Below are 22419 nucleotides of genomic sequence, written 5' to 3' on the forward strand. Positions count from 1 at the left end.
ATGTTTTTAAAATAAATCTTGTAACATTCTTTGGCGAACAGCTTCGTACAAAATCGCTCCAGCCGCAACCGAAACATTCAATGAAGCAGTTTGTCCAGCCATAGGCAATTTAATAATTTTATCCGAAATTTTAATAATAGAATCCGAAACACCATCTTCCTCACTTCCCATCACAATAGCTGCAGGAACAGAGAAATCTGCATCATAAATAAATTCTGCTGATTTTTCAGAAGCACTAAAAATTGAGATTCCAGCCGATTGTAAATATTTAATAACATTCACTAAATTTCCTTCTTTACAAACCGGAATATTATACAACGCCCCTGTCGAAGTTTTGATCGCATCTGCATTTACAGAAGCCGAACCTTTTGCTGGAATAATAATCGCGTCAACACCAACACATTCTGCTGTACGAGCGATCGCACCAAAATTACGAACATCAGAAACACGATCTAAAATCAAAATAAAAGGCGTTTTTCCTTGTTCCCAAATTTGAGGTAATACATTTTCGATTGAATCAAATTCGATTGGAGAAACGAATGCGTAAACACCTTGGTGATTTTTTCCAGTAAAACGATTTAGTTTTTCTAAAGGCACATAACTTACAGGAATTTCATATTCAGTGATTAATTTTCTCAATTCTGAAAAAATTTCTCCTTGTAAACCTTTTTGAATAAAAATTTTGTCGATTGTTTTCCCTGCTTCAATCGCTTCTATTACTGGTCTTAAACCAAAAATTCCTGCTTCGTTTTTCATAAGTGCAAAGATAAAAAAATTATACGTAACTATTTACCAATCCTTCTTCTCAATTGTTGTAAATAATTTGGAAAGCTCATATACAACATGCAACCAATGACAATTAGCGAAATCATTGAGATTAAATTTAGTTTGAGATGAATGATTTTTGACACAAAAACAACCACCAGAACAACATTAAATAAGGTTTGAAAATAATAATGTTGCGCAATTTTTCGTCCAAAATCTGATTTGCTATATGAAGCAAAAAACATAAAAAGCACTAAAATTGTAAGAATTAAACTAATTTTCATTCTAAAAAAATTCACTAAATTTGAAAGGTTAAATATACTCAAAATGCAACAATATCACGATTTATGTAAAAAGGTTTTGGCAGAAGGCGCTTTTAAAGAAGACAGAACAGGAACGGGAACGAAAAGTATTTTTGGTTACCAAATGCGTTTCGATTTGTCGGAAGGTTTTCCTTTGGTGACGACTAAAAAATTACATTTAAAATCGATTATCTACGAATTGTTATGGTTTTTGAAAGGTGATACAAACATCAAATATTTAACAGATAATGGCGTTAGAATTTGGAACGAATGGGCCGACGAAAATGGCGATTTAGGTCCTGTTTATGGACATCAATGGCGTTCATGGGGAAAACCTGACGGAGAAGTTGTTGACCAAATTAAAGTTGCGATTAATCAAATAAAAAACAATCCTGATTCACGTCGAATTATTGTTTCTGCTTGGAATGTTGGTGAATTAGATCAAATGGCTTTAGCACCTTGTCACGCATTTTTTCAGTTTTATGTGAATGATGGAAAATTATCGTTGCAATTGTATCAACGTAGTGCAGATATTTTCTTAGGTGTTCCGTTCAATATTGCGTCGTACGCATTATTACAAATGATGATTGCGCAAGTTTGTGAGTTAGAAGTTGGCGATTTTGTACATACTTTTGGAGATGCACATATTTACAAAAATCATTTCGAACAAGTTGAATTACAATTAACGCGTGAACCTTTTCCATTACCGACAATGAAAATCAATCCTAATGTAAAAGACATTTTTGATTTTACATACGAAGATTTCGAATTAGAAAATTATCAAGCTCACCCACATATCAAAGGAATTGTAGCGGTTTAATCATAAAATATACTTAAAGTCTCCAAATTGGAGGCTTTTTTTGTAACTTTTCAAGAAAATTATCAACCAATAGAAATAAAATTTTACAATGAAAAAACGCATTCTTTGGCTTTCATCAGCCTTTATTATATCAAGTCTTACTAATGCGCAAGTAATGACGCCACCACCGAGTTACAACGAAAACCAAACGAATAAATTAGATATTTATCGTGCGGAGGCAGAACGAATCAACAATCTTGTTCATACCAAATTGGATCTTAAATTTGATTATACAAAAGAGCACGTTTTAGGTGAAGCTTGGGTAACGCTGAAACCACATTTTTATGCAACAAACAAAGTTACGTTAGACGCAAAAGCTATGCTGATTAGCGAAGTTGCTTTGGTGAATGGTGCTACAAAAAAGAAATTAAATTATAAATATGATGATTTACAATTGGTCATCGATTTGGATAAAGAATACAAAAAAGATCAAGAATATACGCTTTACATCAAGTATACAGCGCGTCCGAACGAAGTAAAACAAGAAGGAAGTGCGGCGATAAACGATGCAAAAGGTGTTTATTTTATCAATGCAAAAGGTGATCGACCAAATTATCCAACTCAAATTTGGACACAAGGCGAAACAGAATCTTCTTCTTGTTGGTTCCCGACAATTGATAAAACAAATCAAAAAACTTCACAAGAAATCACGTTAACATATCCGGATAAATATGTTTCATTATCAAATGGAACGATGAAATCTTCAAAGAAAAATTCGGACGGAACAAAAACTGATTATTGGAAATTCGATAAAAAACATGCGCCATATTTATTCTTTTTCGGGATTGGAGATTACGCAGTCATCAATGATAAATGGAAAAATATCAATGTTGATTATTACGTAGAGCCAGAATATAAAGATATTGCGAAGCAAATTTTTGGTAATACGCCAGAAATGATTCAGTTCTTTTCTGATAAATTAAACTATCCTTATCCTTGGGACAAATATGCGCAAATGACAGCTCGCGAATATGTTTCTGGAGCAATGGAAAATACAACAGCTTCTTTATTTCATGATGGTGTTCAGCAAAAAGCTGGTCAATTAGTCGATGAAAATACGGCGGAATATGTGATTGCGCACGAATTATTTCACCATTGGTTTGGAGATTTAGTTACGGCAGAAAGTTGGGGAAATTTAACAGTGAATGAATCTTTTGCTAATTATTCTGAATATTTATGGTTCGAATATAAATACGGAAAAGAGAAAGCGGATGAGCATCGTTACAACGAAATGTTTGGTTATAAACAAGGCGATGGACCAACGAAAAATTTGGTTCGAGTTCATTACAATTCTCGCGAAGACATGTTTGATGGCGTTTCGTACAATAAAGGTGGAATCATCTTACATATGTTGAGAAATTTCTTAGGAGATGATGCTTTCTTCAAAGGTTTGAATAAATATTTGAAAGATAACGAATACGGAAAAGCTGAATCTGCTCAATTACGATTGGCTTTGGAAGAAGTTTCTGGTCGTGACTTAAATTGGTTTTTCAATCAATGGTATTACGAAAATGGTCATCCAAAATTAACAGTTGTTTCAGATTATTCTTCAGCAAATAAAAAAATAAAAGTTGTTGTTCGTCAAGATGCTTCAAAATTATTTGAATTTCCTTTTGCGATTGATATTGTCGAAAATGGAAAAACAACGCGTCAACAAGTTTGGGTTCCAAAACAAGCCGAAACTGTTTTCGAATTTGCAGCAAACCAAAAACCTGATGTCGTTATTCCAAATGCGGATCAAGTTTTATTAGCAGATATCGACGATAAAAAACCTGTTGAAGATTTTATTGCGCAATACAAAGCTGGAAAAGGAAATTACACGACACGTTTATTAGCGATTGAAGCAATGGCAAATGCGCAAGCAACTAATCCAAAAGCGGCTGATGCCTTGGTTAATGCTTTAGATGATTCATTTGATGGATTAAGAATTTATGCGATTCATAAATTGGACACAAAATCAAAAACGATTGTTGATAAAGCTTCATCAAAATTAAAACAATTGGCTTCTAATGATCCTAAAACATTGGTTCAAGCGGCTGCTTTAAGTGCTTTGAATGATGCCAATATTTATGATGTAGCAATTTTCGAGAAAGCTTCAAAAAGCCCTTCATTTAGTGTTCAAGGAGCCTCGTTAACTGGAATCTTAAAAAATAATCCTTCAAAAATTAATGATTTAACAACTAATCTTGATAATGAAGTGATTAAAGGTTCACCAGATTTAGCAATGGCATTAGTTCCGACTTGGATCAAAAATAATCAATTGGATAAAGCTGCTTTAATTTCGGAATCTGCTGCGATGTATGAATTCGTAAAATTCCAAGATCCAGAAAAAGGAAAAATTGCTGAACAAGCTTTCAATTGGATTATGAACAATGACACACCAGATGCAACGGCTGAAATTGCTAAAACATATTCGCGTTATTATCCATATTTGAATGAACAAAATCCACAAGCAGGACAAGCTGTGAAAATGATGGCTGAAAAAGCATTGCAAGTAAAAACGAATGCTGCAAAAACAATTAAATCAGCAACTATTGCAAAACAAGTGGAGCAATTACAAGATGCTATAAATAAAATGAAATAATTCACTAAAATTATTATATTTGTTAAGCTATCCTTGCAAGAGGATAGCTTTTTTTACCTTATAACTTATGATAAACATTGTAGTAGCAAAAGCAAGCAACAACGTAATTGGTGCAAAAAATGATTTGATTTGGCATTTACCAAATGATCTGAAACATTTCAAAAGTATAACTTCTGGACATCCTATTATTATGGGACGAAAGACATTCGAATCATTAGGTAGACCTTTACCAAATCGTACCAATATTGTTGTGACAAGAGATCAGAATTGGAATGCAGAAGGTATCGAAATTGCTTCATCTTTAGCAAAAGCAATAGAAGCTGCAAAAAAAATTGACGATGATATTTACATTATTGGTGGTGGAAATATTTATAAACAAGCGATGGAATTTACAGATGTTTTGTACATCACAGAAGTTCATCACGAATTTGATGGAGACACTTATTTCCCAGAAATAGACTTGGACGAATGGGAAGAAGTAGAACGAGAAGATTTCAAAAAAGATGAAAAACATCCATATGCTTACTCGTTTGTGACGTATAAAAGAATAGATTAGAAACTTTCGTGCATAAAAAAAGCAAGAATTTTGATTCTTGCTTTTATATTTTTTACACCTTAATGTTTTACATCTTGTACTTCGTCTGGATTGTGTTTGTATTTGAACACAATTGCGAACAATACCGTAACAACTAATGCGTAGCCTGCGAAAATAAACCAAGAATGTCTCCATCCTTCTAGCTGCAATGTCAAATCAGTTTGACTATACACTAAATGATTCACGATGTATTGTGCAATTAACATTCCGATTGTTGCTCCAAAACCATTGGTCATCATCATAAAAACTCCTTGTGCAGAAGAACGAATTTCTTCGTTTGTTTCTTTGTCTACATACAACGAACCTGATACATTGAAAAAATCGAAAGCGATTCCGTAAACAATCATTGATAAGATAAACATCCAAACACCAGATCCTGGATCTCCTAATCCAAATAATCCGAAACGTAAGACCCAACCTACCATTGCCATCAACATCACGATTTTGATTCCGAATCGTTTTAGCACGAAAGGAATTAATAAAATACACAATGTTTCAGAAACTTGAGACAACGAAATTAAAGCATTTGCATTACTTGCTCCCCACGTATTGGCATAATCTGGAATATCCTTAAACGTTGTGATAAATGGATTTGCATATCCATTTGTAATTTGCAAAGAAACGCCTAAAAGCATTGAAAAGATAAAGAAAATTGCCATTTTTCTATCTTTAAATAATGCAAAAGCTTTTAAACCAAATGCATCAGAAATAGATTGTTTTTCAGAACTTTTGTTAACTGGGCAATTAGGTAATAAGAAACTGTATAAAAACAATATAACTCCTAAAAATCCAGATACAAAGAACTGATAATAATTGGATTGAAAACTTACGAATGTTGGATCACTTGAAAAGTTAAATCCAAAAACACCATCTTTAAATCCAGAGAAATTAACAAATAACATCGCTACAATAAAACCAACTGTTCCAAACGTTCTGATTGGAGGAAAGGATTTGATTGTGTCTAAATTATTTTGTTTTAAAATTGTGTAGGCTGTTGAGTTAGAAAGGGCGATTGTTGGCATAAAGAACGCCACACTAACCGAATAAAGTGCGAAGATTGTTGTAAAATCTACATCGTTTCCAGCTGTCATTCCGTAATAACCTGCTGCAAACATAAAAATCGCAGCTAATAAATGATTCAATCCCAACAAACGTTGTACAGGAATCCATCTATCCGCTACAATACCCATTATTGCGGGCATAAAAATCGACACAATACCTTGCATCGCGTAAAAAAGACCAATTTTTGGACCTAAGCCAACTGATCCTAAGTAATTTCCCATAGAGGTTAGGTATGCTCCCCATACCGCAAACTCAAGGAAACTCATGATTGTAAGTCTAAGCTTTACAGACATAATTATTTGAAATAGTTATTAGTTTCCCATGTTATCGATTTGATCACGAAGGCGAGCTGCCAATTCATAATCTTCATTCTTCACAGCTTTTTCCATCTCAGTTTCAAGTTCAGATTTTGTCCAACCTTCATATTCGTTGATATCAGACAAATCATTTTCCAAACCAGCCAAGATATCCAAATCATCTTCGAAGTTATTTGCTGCGCGACGTATATTTTCTTCTTCTTCAATAACGTCCAAATGAATTCCAGCTTTTTCTACAACATTATCATAGGCATAGATAGGTGCATTGAAACGAACAGCCAATGCAATTGCATCAGAAGTTCTCGAATCAATCTCGGCACGTTGTCCATCATCATTCACAAAAACAATATTCGAATAAAAAACACCATCTTCTAATTTATAAATATAAATAGAATCAACATTCAATTGAAATTCTTTTCCTAATGAAATAAACAAATCGTGTGTTAATGGACGAGGTGGATTAATATCTTTCTCTAAAGCTAATGCGATTGATTGTGCCTCAAAGCTCCCAATAATAATTGGCAACTTTCTTCCTCCTACATTTTCCTCTAGAATCAACGCATATGCGCCAGTCTGAGTTTGACTGTAAGATATTCCTTTAATATTTAATCTAATTAAATTGTCCATTTGGGCGTAAATCTATGAAAAACTGATGAATATTTAATCTTTTTTTAATGAATAAAAAAAATCCGAACCACCTAAATGATTCGGATTGAATTTATAATCTTAAAATGATTAAGCTTGACCTTTATATTTTTTTAACTCTTCAGTTAATTTAGGAACAATCTCAAAAGCATCTCCTACGATTCCGTAATCAGCCGCTTTAAAGAAAGGCGCTTCTGGATCATTGTTGATGACAACAATTGTTTTAGATCCATTAACTCCAGCTAAGTGCTGAATAGCTCCTGAAATACCAACTGCGATATATAAATTTGGCGCAATTGCTTTTCCTGTTTGTCCTACGTGCTCAGCATGCGGTCTCCAACCAATATCAGCAACTGGTTTAGATGATGCTGTAGCAGCTCCTAAAACTTTTGCTAAATCTTCGATCATTCCCCAGTTTTCAGGACCTTTCATTCCACGACCTGCAGAAACAACAATATCCGCTTCTTTCAAATCGATTTTATCAGAAGAAGCCATTTCTGTTGAAACAACTTTTACTTTTGCATCTGCATCAGAAACTGATACTGAAGCTGATTCTTCTGAACCTGAAACTGCATTTTCTTTTGCTCCGAATGCGTTTTGTAGAACTGTAACTACAACTTTTCCTGAAACTGCAACAGTTTCTACTCCTTTTCCAGAGAATGCTTTACGTGCAACTGTGAATGGAGAAACTGCTGTTGGAGATTTTTCTACATTTGTTACTAAAGATGCTCCTGTTTTGTATGCTAAAACTGGTGCTATAGTCGCTCCTTCGTTTGTTGATGGTAAAACCACAACATCTCCTTGAGCAACTTCAGCCAAAGCTTTTGCGTAAGAATTTGCATCAAATTTTGCTAAAGCTGCATTATCAACTTTAACTACTTTAGATGCTCCATATTTATATAATTCGTCAGCAGTAGCATTTCCAAAAACGATTGCTGTAACAGTATCTCCAGCAACATCAGCTGTAGCTTTTGCGTAAGAAACTGCTTCTAATCCTGCTTTTTTATATTTTCCGTCGTGTGACTCTGCGTATACAAAAATTGCCATTTTTTAATTTCTTTTTAGGTGAATAATTAGATTACTTTAGCTTCTTCGTGTAATAATCTTACCAATTCTGCTACATTGTCTTTGTCGATTAATGTTACATTACCTCTTTCAGCAGGTTTTACATAACCAACAACTTCAACTTTAGTTTCTGTCGCTTCTGGTGCAACAACTGCGATTTGTTTTGTACGCGCTTGCATAATTCCACGCATATTAGGAATTCTTAATGCAGCCTCGTCAACCAATCCTTTTTGTCCTGCGATAACAGCTGGTAAAGTAACTTCTACAGTTTCTTTTCCTCCGTCAATTTCACGAACAGCTTTTGCAGAAGAACCTTCTACATCAAGACCGATACATCCGTTTACAAAACCATAATCTAACATTGCAGCAACTAATCCTGGTACAGAACCTCCATTATAATCAATTGATTCTTTTCCTGTCAATACTAAATCAAAACCACCATCTTTAGCAGCTTTTGCGATTTGTGTAGCAACAAAGAAATCATCGCGAGCATCAGCATCAATACGAATTCCATCATTCGCACCAATCGCTAAAGCTTTACGCATAACTGGATCTACAGTTGCATCTCCAACAGTTAAAATTGTAACAGTAGCTCCTTGTTTTTCTTGTAACTCTACTGCTTTATTTAAACTAAATTCGTCGTGCGGGTTAATAACGAACTGAACACCATTTTTATCAAATGATTTTCCGTCAGCTGTGAAGTTGATTTTTGCTGTAGTATCTGGTACACTACTAATACAAACTAATATCTTCATAATTTTGTGTTTACTTTTTCTTTTATGTAAAAATAACTAATTTATTTTATTATGCAAGCATAACATTGTTAATTCTTTACTAAGTCGTTACTTTTCGCTTTCAATTGTTTTTTATAAACTGAATTTGAAACCAATACACTTAGTTCGTACAATAACCAAAGAGGAATTGTAACTAAAATCATACTGTACACATCGTTTGGTGTAATTGCAGCTGCAATCACTAATACAACAATAAATGCGTGTTTACGGTATTCTTTCAAAAATTTTGGTGTTAAGATTCCAATACTCGTTAAGAAGTAAACGAAAACAGGCATCAAAAACATAACTCCCATCGATAATAATAATTGAACAAATAAATCGATATAACTTGGCAACGTCCATGTATTTCCTACACCAAAAGGATCGTAAGTGAATAAAAATTGTGTACACAATGGTAGCAACATATAGTAACTAAATAAGACTCCTGTTACAAAGAAAAACGAAACAGCGAAAATGGTAAATCCTGCATATTTTCGTTCAGCTTCTTTTAATGCTGGTTTTACAAATCGCCAAATTTCAAAAATAATATAAGGAATTGCGATAATTACACCACACACAATTACTGCAAAAAATTGTGAAGTGATCTGTCCTGATGGATTAAGATTGGTCAATTCTTTCGAAATATCAAATGATTCGGTATAAATTTTTCCGAAACCTGTTAATTCACCAAATTGATTAAAAATATCAAACGTTGGAAAAGTTGATTTTAATGGAGCCATAATCACATGTTCCACCAATTCGTCCCAATAAATAGCGACTGCAATAGATGTAATCACAATTGATAAAATAGAACGAACCAAATGTCCTCTCAACTCACCAATATGAGCCAAAAATGACATACTCGATTTTGTATTATCTGCCATACGCTTATTCGATTCCTTCGTTTAAAATTGAGTGAATATCCAAAATTCCATAATAATGATTTTCTTCATCAACCACCACCAATTGTCCAATACTGTTGTGACGAAGAATCGCTAAAGCTTCTCTTGCTTTTTCAGCTTTTTTGATTGTTTTCGGATTCATTGAAGCAATATCTTTCGCAGTTAAATGTGCAAAAGTTTCATTATTTAATAACATTCGGCGCAAATCTCCATCTGTTATCACACCAACAATTTTATCATTATCAATCACAACTGTAATTCCATGACGACCTGATGTTAATGAATTAATGACTTCTGTAATCGAAGAATCTGGATGCACAGAAGGTTTTCTTTCTGGATCAACAATATTTTCTACTGTCCACAATAATCGTTTTCCTAAAGCTCCACCTGGATGATATTTTGCAAAATCGTTTTGTGTAAACGCTCTCAATTTCATCAAAGCTACCGCCAATGCATCACCCATTACCAATTGAGCCGTTGTAGAAGTTGTTGGTGCCAAATTTACGGGACAAGCTTCTTTATCAATATTAACATCCAAAACAATGTCTGAATTTTTTGCTAATTCTGATTTCAAATTTGATGTTAAACCAATCAAAACTGATGCATATTGTTTAAGAATCGGAGCCAAATATGTAATCTCTGGCGTATTTCCACTTTTCGAAATACAAATCACCACATCTTCTGGTCGTACAAGACCCAAATCGCCATGAATAGCTTCCGTCGCATGTAAAAATTGACTTGGAGTTCCGGTAGAATTTAAGGTTGCTACAATTTTATTTGCAATGTGTGCACTCTTTCCTACTCCAACAACTACCAACTTTCCTTTCGTGTTATATATCGCATTTACCGCATCAACAAAAGACTCGCTAATACGAGAAGCTATTGCTTCCAGCGCTTGAATTTCTTCTCGAAATACCCCTTGCGCTATTTGTATTAATTCTGAATTTTCCACAATAAAATTTCTATTGTCTATTTTTAAAATTTTTCGTACTTTTACTCTCCTTTTTTATTTACACTCAATTATATATAAATCATATAAAATTTATGTGTATATTTAAGAGTTATCAAATATAGGAACTATTTAATTTATAATATTAATTTTAGTCTTTTGTGTAGATGGAAGCCACTTCGAAAAACTTAACATCTTACCTAAAAAAATATTTTGGTTTCGACCAATTTAAAGGACAGCAGCACGAAATCATTACAAGCTTACTAAATAAAGAAGATGTATTTGTTTTGATGCCAACTGGAGGAGGTAAGTCTTTATGTTATCAATTACCGGCATTAATGTCAGATGGAGTCGCGATTATTGTGTCCCCTTTAATCGCGCTGATGAAGAATCAAGTAGACGCTATACGTGGAATTTCTGAAAATGATGGAATTGCCCACGTATTAAACTCATCTTTAAACAAGTCAGAAACGAAAACAGTTATGACAGATATTAAAGATGGGGTAACTAAAATGTTGTACGTTGCACCCGAATCTTTGACAAAAGAAGAATACATCGATTTCTTTAAATCGGTAAAAATTTCTTTTTTTGCTATTGATGAAGCGCACTGTATTTCTGAATGGGGACACGATTTTCGACCAGAATATCGTAATCTAAAAGCGATTATCAACAAAATTGGTGATGCGCCAATTATTGCTTTAACTGCAACAGCAACACCAAAAGTACAAGAAGATATTCAGAAAACTTTGGGAATGCAAAGCGCTAAAGTTTTTAAAGATTCTTTTAATCGTACGAATTTATTTTACGAAATCCGCCCAAAGGTTGATCAAGACAAACAAATCATCAAATTTATCAAACAAAACGATGGTAAATCTGGTGTCATTTATTGCTTGAGTCGTAAAAAAGTTGAAGAAATTACGCAACTTTTACAAGTAAACGGAATCAATGCTATTCCTTATCACGCAGGTTTAGATGCCAAAACACGTAGCAAACATCAAGATATGTTTTTGATGGAAGATGCAAGTGTCGTTGTCGCTACAATTGCTTTCGGAATGGGAATTGACAAGCCAGATGTACGTTTTGTAATGCATTACGATATGCCAAAATCGTTAGAAAGTTATTACCAAGAAACTGGTCGTGCAGGTCGCGATGGTGGTGAAGGTGTTTGTATTGCTTTCTATGATTATAAAGATATCGAAAAGTTAGAAAAATTCTTAGCAAGTAAACCTGTTGCAGAACGCGAAGTTGGAATGCAATTACTTTCTGAGGTTGTAGCATATGCCGAAACTTCGATGTCGCGTCGTAAATTTTTGTTACATTATTTTGGAGAAGAATTCGACGACAAAAACGGCGAAGGGGCAAATATGGACGACAATATGCGCAATCCTAAAAAAATGATTGAGGCAAAAGATGATGCAGTAATTGCATTAGATGTTGTTCAGAAAACAAATCAAAAATTAAAATTAAATGATGTTGTAAATGTTATAGTTGGTAAAGAAACTTCTATTACAAAATCATATAATTTGAGCTCTGAAGATTTCTTCGGAATTGGAAAAGCAAAAGAAGATTATTATTGGAAATCTATTTTACGCCAATTAATTGTACGTAATTTATTAGAGAAAGAAATCGAATCATATGGTATTTTAAAAATTACCAAATCTGGAAAAGATTTCATTAGTAAGCCAACTTCTTTTGAAATTGCCGAAGATATTGATTTCAAAAAATTATTATCAGAAGGTAGCTTTGATAAAGAAGAAACGTCTTCTGCTCCTATTGCTTTTGATGATGTTTTGTTGAAACAATTAAAAGATTTACGTAAAAAAATCTCTAAAAAACATCAGATTCCACCTTTTGCAGTTTTCCAAGACTCAAGTTTAGATGATATGACAATGCAATATCCAACAACTGTTAAGGAGTTAACAAATGTGTTTGGAGTTGGAGAAGGAAAAGCTCAGAAATTCGGAAAAGAATTTGTAGATTTTATTGCGCAATATGTAAAAGACAACGACATTATTCGCCCTGAAGATATGGTGATTAAACAAGTTGCGGACAAATCGAGTCACAAAGTTTATATCATTCAATCAACAGATAGAAAATTAAATCTTGAAGATGTTGCGGAAGCAAAAAATATGACGATGAGCGATTTGCTTTCAGAAATGGAAAGTATCGTTTATCAAGGAACAAAATTAAATATCAATTATTACATTGACGAAGTTTTGGACGAAGATCAACAAGAGGAAATTTATGAATTCTTGATGGACGCAGATTCTGACTCAATGTCATCATTGTTAGATGAATTTGGTGACGATTATGATGAAGAAGAATTACGTTTAATGCGTATCAAATTCATCAGTGAAGTCGCAAATTAAACCATACAAAAAATAAACTTTCAGCCCAAGGAATGCTTATCTTTGGGCTTAATTATTACAAGAAAAATGAACAATAAAGCAATATTAATGATTTTGGACGGATGGGGAATTGGACCAAACCCTGCTGTTTCTGCAATCGCGCAAGCAAATACACCTTTTATAGATAGCTGTTTCGAGAAATTTCCACATTCTACGTTGGATACGTTTGGTTTAGCCGTTGGTTTACCAGAAGGACAAATGGGTAATTCGGAAGTTGGACATATGAACTTGGGTGCTGGACGCGTAGTTTTCCAAAACTTAGTTCGAATCAATATGGCGGCTGAAAACGGAACGTTACAAAACGAACCTATCTTAAAAGATGCTTTTCAATATGCTTTAGAGAATAACAAAAAAGTACATTTCATCGGTTTAGTTTCTGATGGTGGTGTACACTCACATATCAATCATTTGAAAGGTTTGTTAGATGCAGCAAATCAATCAGGTTTACAACAAAATGTTTTTGTACATGCTTTCACAGATGGTCGTGATACCGATCCAAAATCTGGCGAAGGATTTATCACAGAATTGATGAACCACATGACAAAATCAACAGGAGAAATCGCTTCGATTACTGGTCGTTATTATGCAATGGATCGTGATAAACGTTGGGAACGCGTGAAATTAGCATACGATGCAATGGTAAATGCAGTTGGTGAAACAACAACAAATCCATTAGAAGCAATTCGTGCATCTTATAATGAAGGCGTGACAGATGAATTCATCAAACCGATTATTGTAACGGATGAAAATGATCAGCCAAAAGCTAAAATCGAGAATGATGATGTAGTGATTTGTTTCAATTTTAGAACTGATCGTGGACGTGAAATCACAGAAGTTTTAACGCAACATGATTTTCCAGAATTTGGAATGCATAAATTAAATCTAAAATATATCACTCTCACAGAATATGATGCTACATATACTGGAGTTGCGGTAATTTTTGACGAGAAAAATATTGTAAATACGTTAGGAGAAGTTATTGCGAATGTTGGTCGTAAGCAAATTCGTATTGCTGAAACTGAAAAATATCCACACGTAACTTTCTTTTTCAATGGTGGTCGCGAAGAACCTTTCGTTGGTGAATCTCGTATTTTATGTGCTTCGCCAAGAGATGTTGCGACTTACGATTTGAAACCAGAAATGGCAGCATATGATATTACAAATGCAATTGTACCAGAAATCGAAAAAGAATCAGCGGATTTCATTTGTCTTAACTTCGCTAATACAGATATGGTTGGACATACAGGTGTTATGTCTGCGGCAATAAAAGCTGCTGAAGTAGTAGATTCTTGTGCGGAAAAAATTATAAATGCAGCTTTAGAACATGGTTACAATGTGGTGATTTTGGCTGATCACGGAAATTCAGATTTTATGATGAACGAAGATGGATCACCGAATACGCAACATACAACGAATCCTGTTCCATTTATTTTGGCTCAGAAAAATATCGAATGGAATGTTGAACATGGTAAACTTGGAGATATTGCACCAACTATCTTAACTTTGATGGGAATTGAAATTCCAACTGAAATGACCGGAAACATTATTGTTCAAAAAAAATAACCTAAATAACTTTAAATACTTACAAACATGATTAATAAAATTATTGCTGTTGACTTTGATGGAACTGTGGTAGATGATAAATATCCAGAAATTGGAAAAGCTAAAATCTTCGCTTTCGAAACATTGAAACAATTACAAAACGACGGATATCGCCTTACTTTATGGACTTATCGTAGTGGTAAATACTTAGATGAGGCTGTAGAATTCTGTAAAAAAAATGGAATTGAGTTTTATGCCATCAACAATAGTTTTGACGGAGAGGATTTTGATAAAAATACGCAAAGTCGAAAAATAAATGCCGATATCTTTATCGACGATAGAAATTTAGGAGGTTTCCCAGGTTGGAGTGACGTTTATCAAATCATTACAAAAAAGATTGAATTAAGTGTTCACGCAAACGGACAAAAAGCTCCTGAGAAGAAAAAGAAAAGAGGATTTTTCGGATTATGATACATTTAAAAAGTAAAGAAGAATTAGAACTAATGTACCTAAGCGCTCAATTGGTTTCAAAAACCTTGGGTATGTTAGCCAAAGAAGTAATGCCTGGTGTTACAACCAATCATTTAGATAAATTAGGAGGCGAATTTATTCGCGACAATGGTGGGTATCCCGCATTTTTAGGAATATACGATTTCCCTAAAAACCTTTGTATTTCTCCAAATCAACAAGTTGTTCATGGAATTCCAAACGATGAACCACTTAACGAAGGAGATATTGTTTCGGTAGATTGTGGTGTTTATATGAATGATTTTTACGGAGATCACGCTTATACATTTGCAGTTGGTGAAGTAGATGCTGAAACTGAAAAATTATTACGCATTACAAAAGAATCTATGTTCAAAGGAATAGAACAAATGAAAAAAGGTAATCGCGTAGGTGATATCGGTTTTGCAATTCAACAATATTGTGAAAAAGAAGGTTACGGAATCGTTCGTGAATTAGTTGGACACGGATTAGGTCGTAAAATGCACGAAGAACCGCAAGTTCCTAATTATGGACGTCGTGGATCTGGTAAAAAAATTGAAGAAGGAATGGTGTTAGCTATTGAACCAATGGTAAATATGGGAACTGAAAAAGTCTTCTTTCATCCAGATGGCTGGACGGTTACAACGCGCGATGATAAATATTCGGCTCACTTCGAACACGATGTTTGTGTGGTAGATGGCGAACCAAAATTATTGTCAACTTATCAGTTTATTTACGATGCTTTAGGAATCGTATCTGACGAAGAAAAACCATTTTTATTCAAACCTTAAGAAAACTTTTGTGAAAAAGCTTTTAAAAAAAATTATGAATATTCTACCTCGTCCTTTATTAATACAAGGTAGTTATATTATTCGTCCTGTTTTAGTTTGGTTTATGAAAGGAAATCGCTTCGTAGACCCAATTGATGGACAAGGTTATTATAGTTTGTTGCCTTATGGTTACGAAAAACAGCGTGATAATGTACTTTCACCCGGAACTTTTTCATTAGAAAGACATCGCTTGATGTGGTTGTACCTAAAAAATGAAACGTCTTTCTTTACTGAAAAAGCAAAAGTTTTGCACATTGCTCCAGAGCAATCTTTTATCAAACGTTTTCGTGCGATGAAGAATTTAGAATACATCACAAGTGATATAGAATCGCCTTTGGCAGATGTAAAAGCAGATATCTGCGATTTACCTTTTGGTGATGATACATTTGATATCATTTTTTGTAATCACGTTTTGGAACATATTCCTGACGATCACAAAGCGATGAGCGAATTATTTCGTGTCATGAAACCAGGAGGTTGGGGAATTCTGCAAGTTCCGATTTCGTATCAACGTGATGTAACGTACGAAGATCCAACGGTTACAACAAAAGAAGAACGTAAAGAAAAATTTGGACAATACGATCACGTTCGTGTCTATGGTTTAGATTATTACAGACGTTTGGAAGATGTAGGTTTTATCGTCGAAAAAGTAGATTACACAAAACAAATTCCGTCGGAAGATGTTCAAAAATATTGCTTAGAAAAAGGTGAAATTTTACCTGTGGTTCGCAAACCAAAGACTGAATAAAATATAAAATCCAAGAAATAATTTTCTTGGATTTTTTTTATTTAAAGCTTCTACGAATATCCATTTTTTCGTTCACCGATTTGTTGAATTCAGGAAATGGTTGTATGCTAAAATCTTTGACTTCGAGCTTTATTTTCATGTCATTTGTATGTTGACTTTTATCTTTCTCCAAGAAAGTTGAATTCCAATTTCTAAAACTCTCCTTTAAAATCCATTTATTTTGATAGGGTCTGTATTTATACATCACCTCATTATTATGGATTGTATATCCAAATTTCTCAGAATGTTCATTTTCTCTTTTCGTAAAACTTTCTACAATTGCAAACGATTCTTTATCAATCAGAAAATTACAAACAAAATTAACTTTTGGATTTTTCAATTCTATCTCATACATGTACTTATCTGCATATTTAGAAATGATAACTTTTTCGTCATATTTATTTTCAGATGTTCTTTCTTGCATTTTCTTGACAAATTCCAACAAAGAAATATGGTTAAAATATTCATTCATATGATACAATGATGTTAATTGCCTTCCTTCTCCAACAATTCTTCTATTCACAACATTATTTGAATGTATTTTTAAATTATTTTTTTTGAAACGGAACTGTAAATCAACATCAATCATATCTCTATTAACAGAATCCATTATTGCATCAAGTACAAAGTTTACTTTATAAAAATGCTGTTCTGTATTAAAGTTTTTATCATAATTCTCAATTACTTTTTTCAAAATATCCTCAGATTTTAAATTCGTTACAAAAGCTTCTTTTAATTCAACTTCGGATACTTTTTCAAGTTTAATTGTTAATTCAGATTTCAAATCAGAAACGTTGATGATCGCATCTTGGTAATCTTTTTTCGACACGATTAATTCATCTGTTTGCGAAACATTACTCAAATCAACAATAGCTTTTCCTTCCATATCCGAAATAAAATTCTTTGTTGAATTTTTGAAATATACATCGGCATCATCAAGTGGTAAATTATCAGAAAGGTCTAATATTTTTAGATTTACAATTTGCGCATTTAAACAAATCGTAAACAATGTAAATAAGTAAAATATCTTCTTCATAAATCGATTATTTAAAACTTCTACGAATGTCCATTTTCTCATTCACCGATTTGTTGAATTCAGGAAAAGGTTTTAAACTATAATCATTCACAATTATACTAAAATTCATGTCTAAATCGGTTTTTTCATTTTCTTTTTCATAAGTCACATTCCAAATTGCAGAAGTTTCCTTCAAAACCCAATTCCCTTTATGAGGACGATATTTATAAAAAACTTTTCCTTCACGCAAAAAATTATTGGGAGAAACTTCTTTATCACGATTATAAGATATTAAAGAAAATTCTATCACTGCAAATGTTTTCTTATCAATAATTAAATAATAATCAGTTGAACTCGTTTTCAAGTGAATTTCATAAACAAAAGAATCAGCATATTTTGTTATAGTTAAATTATTTTCTAATAAAGACTTATCATTTAGTTTATTCACAAATAACTGAATATAAACATCTTTCAAATAATAGCTCTTCAAATATTCTGATAATTTTATATTTGCATTTGGTTGCCAACCACTTTTTATTTCATTATTCACAATTCCGTTCGACTTGATTTTCAAATCACCACGTTTGAATTTGAATTGTAAATTTGTATCAATAAAATCTTGATAGATATTGTTAAATAATAAATTTTGTTGAAAATTGACTAAGAAATAATATTCATCAACCTTAAAATTTTTGTCATAATTATCGTAAACTTTTTTCAAAATATCTTCAGTTTTCAGGTTCGTTACAAAAGCTTCTTTTAACTCAACTTCGGATACTTTCTCAAGTTTAACGACCATATCTGATTTCAAATCTGAAACTTTGATTACTGCATCTTGGTAATCTTTTTTCGACACGATTAATTCATCTGTTTGCGAAACATTACTCAAATCAACAATAGCTTTTCCTTCCATATCCGAAATAAAATTCTTTGTTGAATTTTTGAAATATACATCGGCATCGTCCAATGGAAAATTATCAGAAAGATCTAATATTTTTAAATTTACAATTTGCGCATTTAAGCAAATCGTAAACAATGTAAATAAGTAAAATATTTTATTCATATAATTTAAAATCAATAATGAATTAAAGATATATTTTAATCTCGTTAAGAATTTGTTAATCAGAATATTTTATAGATATTTTAACAAAAAAAAACGCTACTAAAAAGTAACGCTTTATAATTATTGTAAATAATATTTTTCTAATGAGCTTCTAACCAATTCGCTCCTACTCCGACTTCTGCAATCAACGGAACATCCATTTGCATTGCAGCTTCCATAGTCGATTTGATTAATTCAGAAACTTTTTCAACCTCATCTTTTGGTGCATCAAAAATTAACTCATCATGCACTTGTAAAATCATTTTGGTTTTATAATTTTTCTTCAATTCTTTCTGAATTTGAATCATTGCCATTTTCACGATATCAGCCGCAGTTCCTTGTATTGGTGCATTTACAGCATTTCGCTCAGCATGCGAACGCACTACTGCATTTCTCGAATTGATATCTTTCAAATAACGGCGACGTCCCATTAACGTTTCTACAAAACCTTGGTCACGAGCCACCTCAACTTGTTTTTCGATATACGCTTTCAACGTTGGGTAAGTTTCATAATACGCATCAATCAATGCTTTGGCTTCTTTACGAGAAATATTCGCTTGATCTGCCAAACCGAAAGCCGAAACACCATAAATAATTCCGAAATTCACCGTTTTTGCCTGACTACGTTGTTCACGCGTCACCTCATCCAACGCCACATTAAAAACTTTTGCGGCAGTAGAAGCATGAATATCTTCTCCATGTTTGAAAGCCTCTACCATTGCAGGATCTTGTGACATTTGCGCAATCAAACGCAATTCAATTTGCGAATAATCGGCAGAAATAATCACATGATTTTCATCTCGTGCAACAAAGGCTTTACGAATCTGCTGACCTTCTTCTGAACGAATCGGAATGTTTTGTAAATTCGGATTGACAGAAGACAAACGTCCCGTTGCAGCAACCGTTTGCGCGTATGTTGTATGCACGCGACCAGTTTTTGGATTCACCAATTCTGGCAACGCATCAATATAAGTCGATTTTAATTTTTGTAATTGACGGTACTCTAAAATATCATTGATAATTGGATGTTTATCTTTCAATTTCGATAAAATTTCTTCTCCTGTTGCGTACTGACCTGTTTTGGTTTTCTTCGCTTTTGGATCTAATTGTAATTTATCAAATAAGATTTCTCCCAATTGTTTTGGCGAGTTAAGATTGAATTCTTCTCCAGCATCTTCCTGAATTTTTGCTTCCAATTCTCTTAATTTCGCTTCGTGTTTAACTGAAAGTTCTTTCAAGAACGGAACATCCAAATTAACACCTTCCAATTCCATATCAGCCAAAACTTGCATCAATGGCATTTCAAGATCAGTGAATAATTTGTGTGTATTTGCTTTGATTAATTCTGGTTCGAAAAGATTTTTCAATTGATTTGTAATATCAGAATCTTCTACTCCATATTCAGTTTGCTCCATCAACGGAACATCACGGAAATTCTTTTGATTCTTTCCTTTTTTTCCAATCAAACTTTCGATTGAAACTGGTTGATAGCTCAAATATGTTTCTGACAACACATCCATATTGTGACGCATATCTGGATTAATCAAATAATGCGCAATCATCGTATCAAAATTCTGACCTAAAACAACAATGTCATATTTGTTTAAAACTTTAATATCATATTTTAGATTTTGACCAATTTTCGAAATTGATTCATCTTCAAAAAATGGTTTAAACTCGTTGATAATTGTTTTCGTTTCTTCAAAATCAGCTGAAAAAGGCACATAATAACCTTTTCCTTTTTCCCAAGAAAATGAAATTCCAACCAATTCAGCTTCTAAAGCGTCCAAAGAAGTTGTTTCCGTATCGAACGTCACTTCTTTTTGTTTTAGAATATTTCGTAATAAAATTTCACGACCTTTTTTTGTATCGATTAATTGATATAAATGATTCGTTGTTGAAATATCTGTAAACGCAGAATTTTGAGGAATAATCTCTTCATCAGAAGTAAAATCAAACAAAGATTGTTGAGCCGTTTGCGTTTGATTTGAAGAAATCTGACTTGCCGCAGAAATTTCTTCTTGCGCTTCTTTGATAATTCCAGAAGCATCCAAACCATAAATTCTGTAAACCGTTTCTAACATTCTACGGAATTCTAACTCCGTGAAAAGTTCAGTAACTTTTTCAATATCTGGTGGACAAACCGTTAAATCTTCTTCATCAAATTCAACTGGAGCATCTGTAATAATTGTGGCTAATTTTTTCGAAAGAATTCCAAGTTCTTTATTTTCTTCAATCTTTTCTTTGGCTTTTCCTTTCAGCTTATCTGTATTCGCTAAAAGTCCTTCCATCGAACCAAATTCTTTCAAATATTTGCTTGCCGTTTTCGCTCCAATACCTGGTAAACCTGGAATATTATCGACAGCGTCACCCATCATTCCAAGATAATCTATCACTTGAATTGGATCATCGATTTCAAATTTTTCTTTGACTTCTTCAATTCCCCAAATCTCCACACCTTTTCCGTTTGCAGCAGGACGATACATCTTGATTTTATCTGTTACCAATTGCGCAAAATCCTTATCAGGCGTTACCATATAGGTTGTATAACCAGCTTTTTCAGCTTTTTGAGCCAAAGTTCCAATTACATCATCTGCTTCATAACCTTCGGCAAAAAGCACTGGAATTTTTAACGCACGTAAAATATCTTGAATATACGGAACACCTTGACGAATCGCTTCTGGCGTTTCATCACGATTTGCTTTATATTCAGGAAAATCCACCGTACGAACTGTTGCTTGACCAACATCAAAAACAACTGCTAAATGCGTTGGTTGTTCACGGCGAATAACATCGAACAAGGAATTTGTAAATCCCATAATTGCCGATGTATTGAACCCTTTTGAATTGATTCGTGGATTTTTGATAAATGCATAATATCCTCTAAAAATTAAGGCATAAGCATCTAACAAAAAAAGTCTTTTATCTAATTGATTCATTTAATAAGTTTTAAGTATTACGCTAAACGTTTTACGCTAAACGTTTTACGCTAAACGATAATAACAAAATTGTGACGTAGAACTTATAACGTACCACGTAAAACTAAAATTTAATATTCTGGTGCTAATTCAACAACCAATCCATCCATTTCATCCGAAAGATGTAACTGACAACCTAAACGTGAATTATCTTTCACATTAAATGCCTCTGCTAACATTGCATCTTCATCAGGCGTCATTTCTGGTAATTGAATTTCTGGAGTCAACACATAACATTGACAAGAGGCACACATCGCCATTCCACCACAAATACCAATGGTTCCTTCTGGTGCTAATTCGTAGGCGCGCACAAGCTCCATGATATTCATATTCATATCAGTAGGCGCGTCAACTTCATGCGAAACACCTTCTCTATCTATAATTGTAATTTTAATATCTGCCATAATACTTTTTCAAGTTAAACAAAAATACGGATTGTTTACTTTCAAAAAA

General features: G+C 33.3%; 20 protein-coding genes. 8 read left to right on the plus strand and 12 right to left on the minus strand.

The annotated features are described in order from the left end of the window. Positions 1-6: 6 nt before the first annotated feature. Together rlmB and B3R94_RS09055 are read right to left on the minus strand one after the other, a co-directional pair. Positions 7-756, minus strand: coding sequence for a 23S rRNA (guanosine(2251)-2'-O)-methyltransferase RlmB (gene rlmB, locus B3R94_RS09050; RefSeq protein WP_038332636.1), 750 nt, complete (start codon positions 754-756; stop codon positions 7-9). Positions 757-785: 29 nt separating this feature from the next. Continuing rightward, positions 786-1049: a hypothetical protein gene (locus B3R94_RS09055; RefSeq protein WP_291100231.1), complete on the minus strand. Its 264-nt coding sequence runs from the start codon at positions 1047-1049 to the stop codon at positions 786-788. 43 nt (positions 1050-1092) lie between these two features. On the opposite strand from B3R94_RS09055, the gene B3R94_RS09060 reads away from it, so the two are divergent. The 3 genes from B3R94_RS09060 to B3R94_RS09070 all read left to right on the plus strand — a co-directional run bounded on the left by B3R94_RS09060 (position 1093) and on the right by B3R94_RS09070 (position 5066). After that, positions 1093-1887 carry a thymidylate synthase gene (locus B3R94_RS09060; RefSeq protein ID WP_291100234.1) on the plus strand — a complete coding sequence of 265 codons (795 nt, stop codon included), beginning with the start codon at positions 1093-1095 and terminating at the stop codon, positions 1885-1887. 88 nt (positions 1888-1975) lie between these two features. After that, on the plus strand, positions 1976-4510 hold the full coding sequence (locus B3R94_RS09065; RefSeq protein ID WP_291100237.1) for a M1 family metallopeptidase: 2535 nt from the start codon (positions 1976-1978) through the stop codon (positions 4508-4510). Positions 4511-4577: 67 nt separating this feature from the next. Further along, a complete protein-coding gene (locus B3R94_RS09070; RefSeq protein ID WP_291100240.1) occupies positions 4578-5066 on the plus strand; it encodes a dihydrofolate reductase in 489 nt (162 codons plus the stop codon). Between the two features lie 59 nt (positions 5067-5125). Here the strand turns inward: B3R94_RS09070 and B3R94_RS09075 are convergent, their stop codons facing one another. The 6 genes from B3R94_RS09075 to B3R94_RS09100 all read right to left on the minus strand — a co-directional run bounded on the left by B3R94_RS09075 (position 5126) and on the right by B3R94_RS09100 (position 10821). After that, entirely contained in the window at positions 5126-6460 is a 1335-nt protein-coding gene (locus B3R94_RS09075; RefSeq protein WP_180905208.1) for an MFS transporter, read from the minus strand. Positions 6461-6478: 18 nt separating this feature from the next. Next, positions 6479-7111, minus strand: a complete 633-nt coding sequence (locus B3R94_RS09080) for a bifunctional nuclease family protein (protein ID WP_038332620.1) — start codon at positions 7109-7111, stop codon at positions 6479-6481. A gap of 108 nt (positions 7112-7219) precedes the next feature. Continuing rightward, a complete protein-coding gene (locus tag B3R94_RS09085) occupies positions 7220-8176 on the minus strand; it encodes an electron transfer flavoprotein subunit alpha/FixB family protein (protein WP_115001872.1) in 957 nt (318 codons plus the stop codon). A gap of 26 nt (positions 8177-8202) precedes the next feature. Beyond that, a complete protein-coding gene (locus tag B3R94_RS09090) occupies positions 8203-8949 on the minus strand; it encodes an electron transfer flavoprotein subunit beta/FixA family protein (protein WP_115001874.1) in 747 nt (248 codons plus the stop codon). Between the two features lie 68 nt (positions 8950-9017). Beyond that, a complete protein-coding gene (gene tatC, locus B3R94_RS09095) occupies positions 9018-9851 on the minus strand; it encodes a twin-arginine translocase subunit TatC (RefSeq protein ID WP_115001876.1) in 834 nt (277 codons plus the stop codon). A 4-nt stretch (positions 9852-9855) separates the two neighbouring features. Further along, positions 9856-10821, minus strand: a complete 966-nt coding sequence (locus B3R94_RS09100) for a KpsF/GutQ family sugar-phosphate isomerase (protein WP_125349795.1) — start codon at positions 10819-10821, stop codon at positions 9856-9858. Between the two features lie 164 nt (positions 10822-10985). On the opposite strand from B3R94_RS09100, the gene recQ reads away from it, so the two are divergent. The 5 genes from recQ to B3R94_RS09125 all read left to right on the plus strand — a co-directional run bounded on the left by recQ (position 10986) and on the right by B3R94_RS09125 (position 16832). Next, entirely contained in the window at positions 10986-13187 is a 2202-nt protein-coding gene (gene recQ, locus B3R94_RS09105; RefSeq protein ID WP_291100243.1) for a DNA helicase RecQ, read from the plus strand. Positions 13188-13253: 66 nt separating this feature from the next. Continuing rightward, complete coding sequence (gene gpmI, locus B3R94_RS09110; RefSeq protein WP_180905212.1) at positions 13254-14789, plus strand: 2,3-bisphosphoglycerate-independent phosphoglycerate mutase; 1536 nt, start codon at positions 13254-13256, stop codon at positions 14787-14789. Between the two features lie 27 nt (positions 14790-14816). Beyond that, positions 14817-15239, plus strand: a complete 423-nt coding sequence (locus tag B3R94_RS09115; protein ID WP_115001885.1) for a BT0820 family HAD-type phosphatase — start codon at positions 14817-14819, stop codon at positions 15237-15239. Beyond that, on the plus strand, positions 15236-16045 hold the full coding sequence (gene map, locus B3R94_RS09120; protein ID WP_291100246.1) for a type I methionyl aminopeptidase: 810 nt from the start codon (positions 15236-15238) through the stop codon (positions 16043-16045). The genes B3R94_RS09115 and map overlap by 4 nt, the downstream gene beginning before the upstream one ends. Before the next feature lie 34 nt (positions 16046-16079). Beyond that, the gene (locus tag B3R94_RS09125; protein WP_115001888.1) at positions 16080-16832 is read left to right on the plus strand and encodes a class I SAM-dependent methyltransferase; all 753 of its coding nucleotides are present in this window, start codon (positions 16080-16082) and stop codon (positions 16830-16832) included. 37 nt (positions 16833-16869) lie between these two features. On the opposite strand, the gene B3R94_RS09130 is transcribed toward B3R94_RS09125, so the two are convergent. The 4 genes from B3R94_RS09130 to B3R94_RS09145 form a co-directional block, all read right to left on the minus strand. Continuing rightward, a complete protein-coding gene (locus B3R94_RS09130; RefSeq protein WP_125349799.1) occupies positions 16870-17907 on the minus strand; it encodes a hypothetical protein in 1038 nt (345 codons plus the stop codon). A 7-nt stretch (positions 17908-17914) separates the two neighbouring features. After that, the gene (locus B3R94_RS09135) at positions 17915-18949 is read right to left on the minus strand and encodes a hypothetical protein (protein WP_115001891.1); all 1035 of its coding nucleotides are present in this window, start codon (positions 18947-18949) and stop codon (positions 17915-17917) included. A 140-nt stretch (positions 18950-19089) separates the two neighbouring features. Continuing rightward, positions 19090-21927, minus strand: a complete 2838-nt coding sequence (gene polA / locus B3R94_RS09140) for a DNA polymerase I (RefSeq protein ID WP_038332597.1) — start codon at positions 21925-21927, stop codon at positions 19090-19092. A gap of 110 nt (positions 21928-22037) precedes the next feature. Beyond that, the gene (locus B3R94_RS09145) at positions 22038-22370 is read right to left on the minus strand and encodes a 2Fe-2S iron-sulfur cluster-binding protein (RefSeq protein ID WP_180905218.1); all 333 of its coding nucleotides are present in this window, start codon (positions 22368-22370) and stop codon (positions 22038-22040) included. Positions 22371-22419 lie beyond the last annotated feature (49 nt).

This window comes from Empedobacter sp. UBA7611 (assembly GCF_002484365.1).
Lineage (GTDB): Bacteria > Bacteroidota > Bacteroidia > Flavobacteriales > Weeksellaceae > Empedobacter > Empedobacter falsenii_B.

Coding starts and splice junctions, on each gene's coding strand:
- B3R94_RS09115 (WP_115001885.1), top strand. CDS start 14,817: ATGATTAATAAAATTATTGCTGTTGACTTTGATGGAACTGTGGTAGAT.
- B3R94_RS09070 (WP_291100240.1), top strand. CDS start 4,578: ATGATAAACATTGTAGTAGCAAAAGCAAGCAACAACGTAATTGGTGCA.
- B3R94_RS09125 (WP_115001888.1), top strand. CDS start 16,080: ATGAATATTCTACCTCGTCCTTTATTAATACAAGGTAGTTATATTATT.
- tatC (WP_115001876.1), bottom strand. CDS start 9,851: ATGGCAGATAATACAAAATCGAGTATGTCATTTTTGGCTCATATTGGT.
- B3R94_RS09135 (WP_115001891.1), bottom strand. CDS start 18,949: ATGAATAAAATATTTTACTTATTTACATTGTTTACGATTTGCTTAAAT.
- polA (WP_038332597.1), bottom strand. CDS start 21,927: ATGAATCAATTAGATAAAAGACTTTTTTTGTTAGATGCTTATGCCTTA.
- B3R94_RS09080 (WP_038332620.1), bottom strand. CDS start 7,111: ATGGACAATTTAATTAGATTAAATATTAAAGGAATATCTTACAGTCAA.
- B3R94_RS09065 (WP_291100237.1), top strand. CDS start 1,976: ATGAAAAAACGCATTCTTTGGCTTTCATCAGCCTTTATTATATCAAGT.
- rlmB (WP_038332636.1), bottom strand. CDS start 756: ATGAAAAACGAAGCAGGAATTTTTGGTTTAAGACCAGTAATAGAAGCG.
- gpmI (WP_180905212.1), top strand. CDS start 13,254: ATGAACAATAAAGCAATATTAATGATTTTGGACGGATGGGGAATTGGA.
- map (WP_291100246.1), top strand. CDS start 15,236: ATGATACATTTAAAAAGTAAAGAAGAATTAGAACTAATGTACCTAAGC.
- B3R94_RS09075 (WP_180905208.1), bottom strand. CDS start 6,460: ATGTCTGTAAAGCTTAGACTTACAATCATGAGTTTCCTTGAGTTTGCG.
- B3R94_RS09145 (WP_180905218.1), bottom strand. CDS start 22,370: ATGGCAGATATTAAAATTACAATTATAGATAGAGAAGGTGTTTCGCAT.
- recQ (WP_291100243.1), top strand. CDS start 10,986: ATGGAAGCCACTTCGAAAAACTTAACATCTTACCTAAAAAAATATTTT.
- B3R94_RS09130 (WP_125349799.1), bottom strand. CDS start 17,907: ATGAAGAAGATATTTTACTTATTTACATTGTTTACGATTTGTTTAAAT.
- B3R94_RS09085 (WP_115001872.1), bottom strand. CDS start 8,176: ATGGCAATTTTTGTATACGCAGAGTCACACGACGGAAAATATAAAAAA.
- B3R94_RS09055 (WP_291100231.1), bottom strand. CDS start 1,049: ATGAAAATTAGTTTAATTCTTACAATTTTAGTGCTTTTTATGTTTTTT.
- B3R94_RS09090 (WP_115001874.1), bottom strand. CDS start 8,949: ATGAAGATATTAGTTTGTATTAGTAGTGTACCAGATACTACAGCAAAA.
- B3R94_RS09060 (WP_291100234.1), top strand. CDS start 1,093: ATGCAACAATATCACGATTTATGTAAAAAGGTTTTGGCAGAAGGCGCT.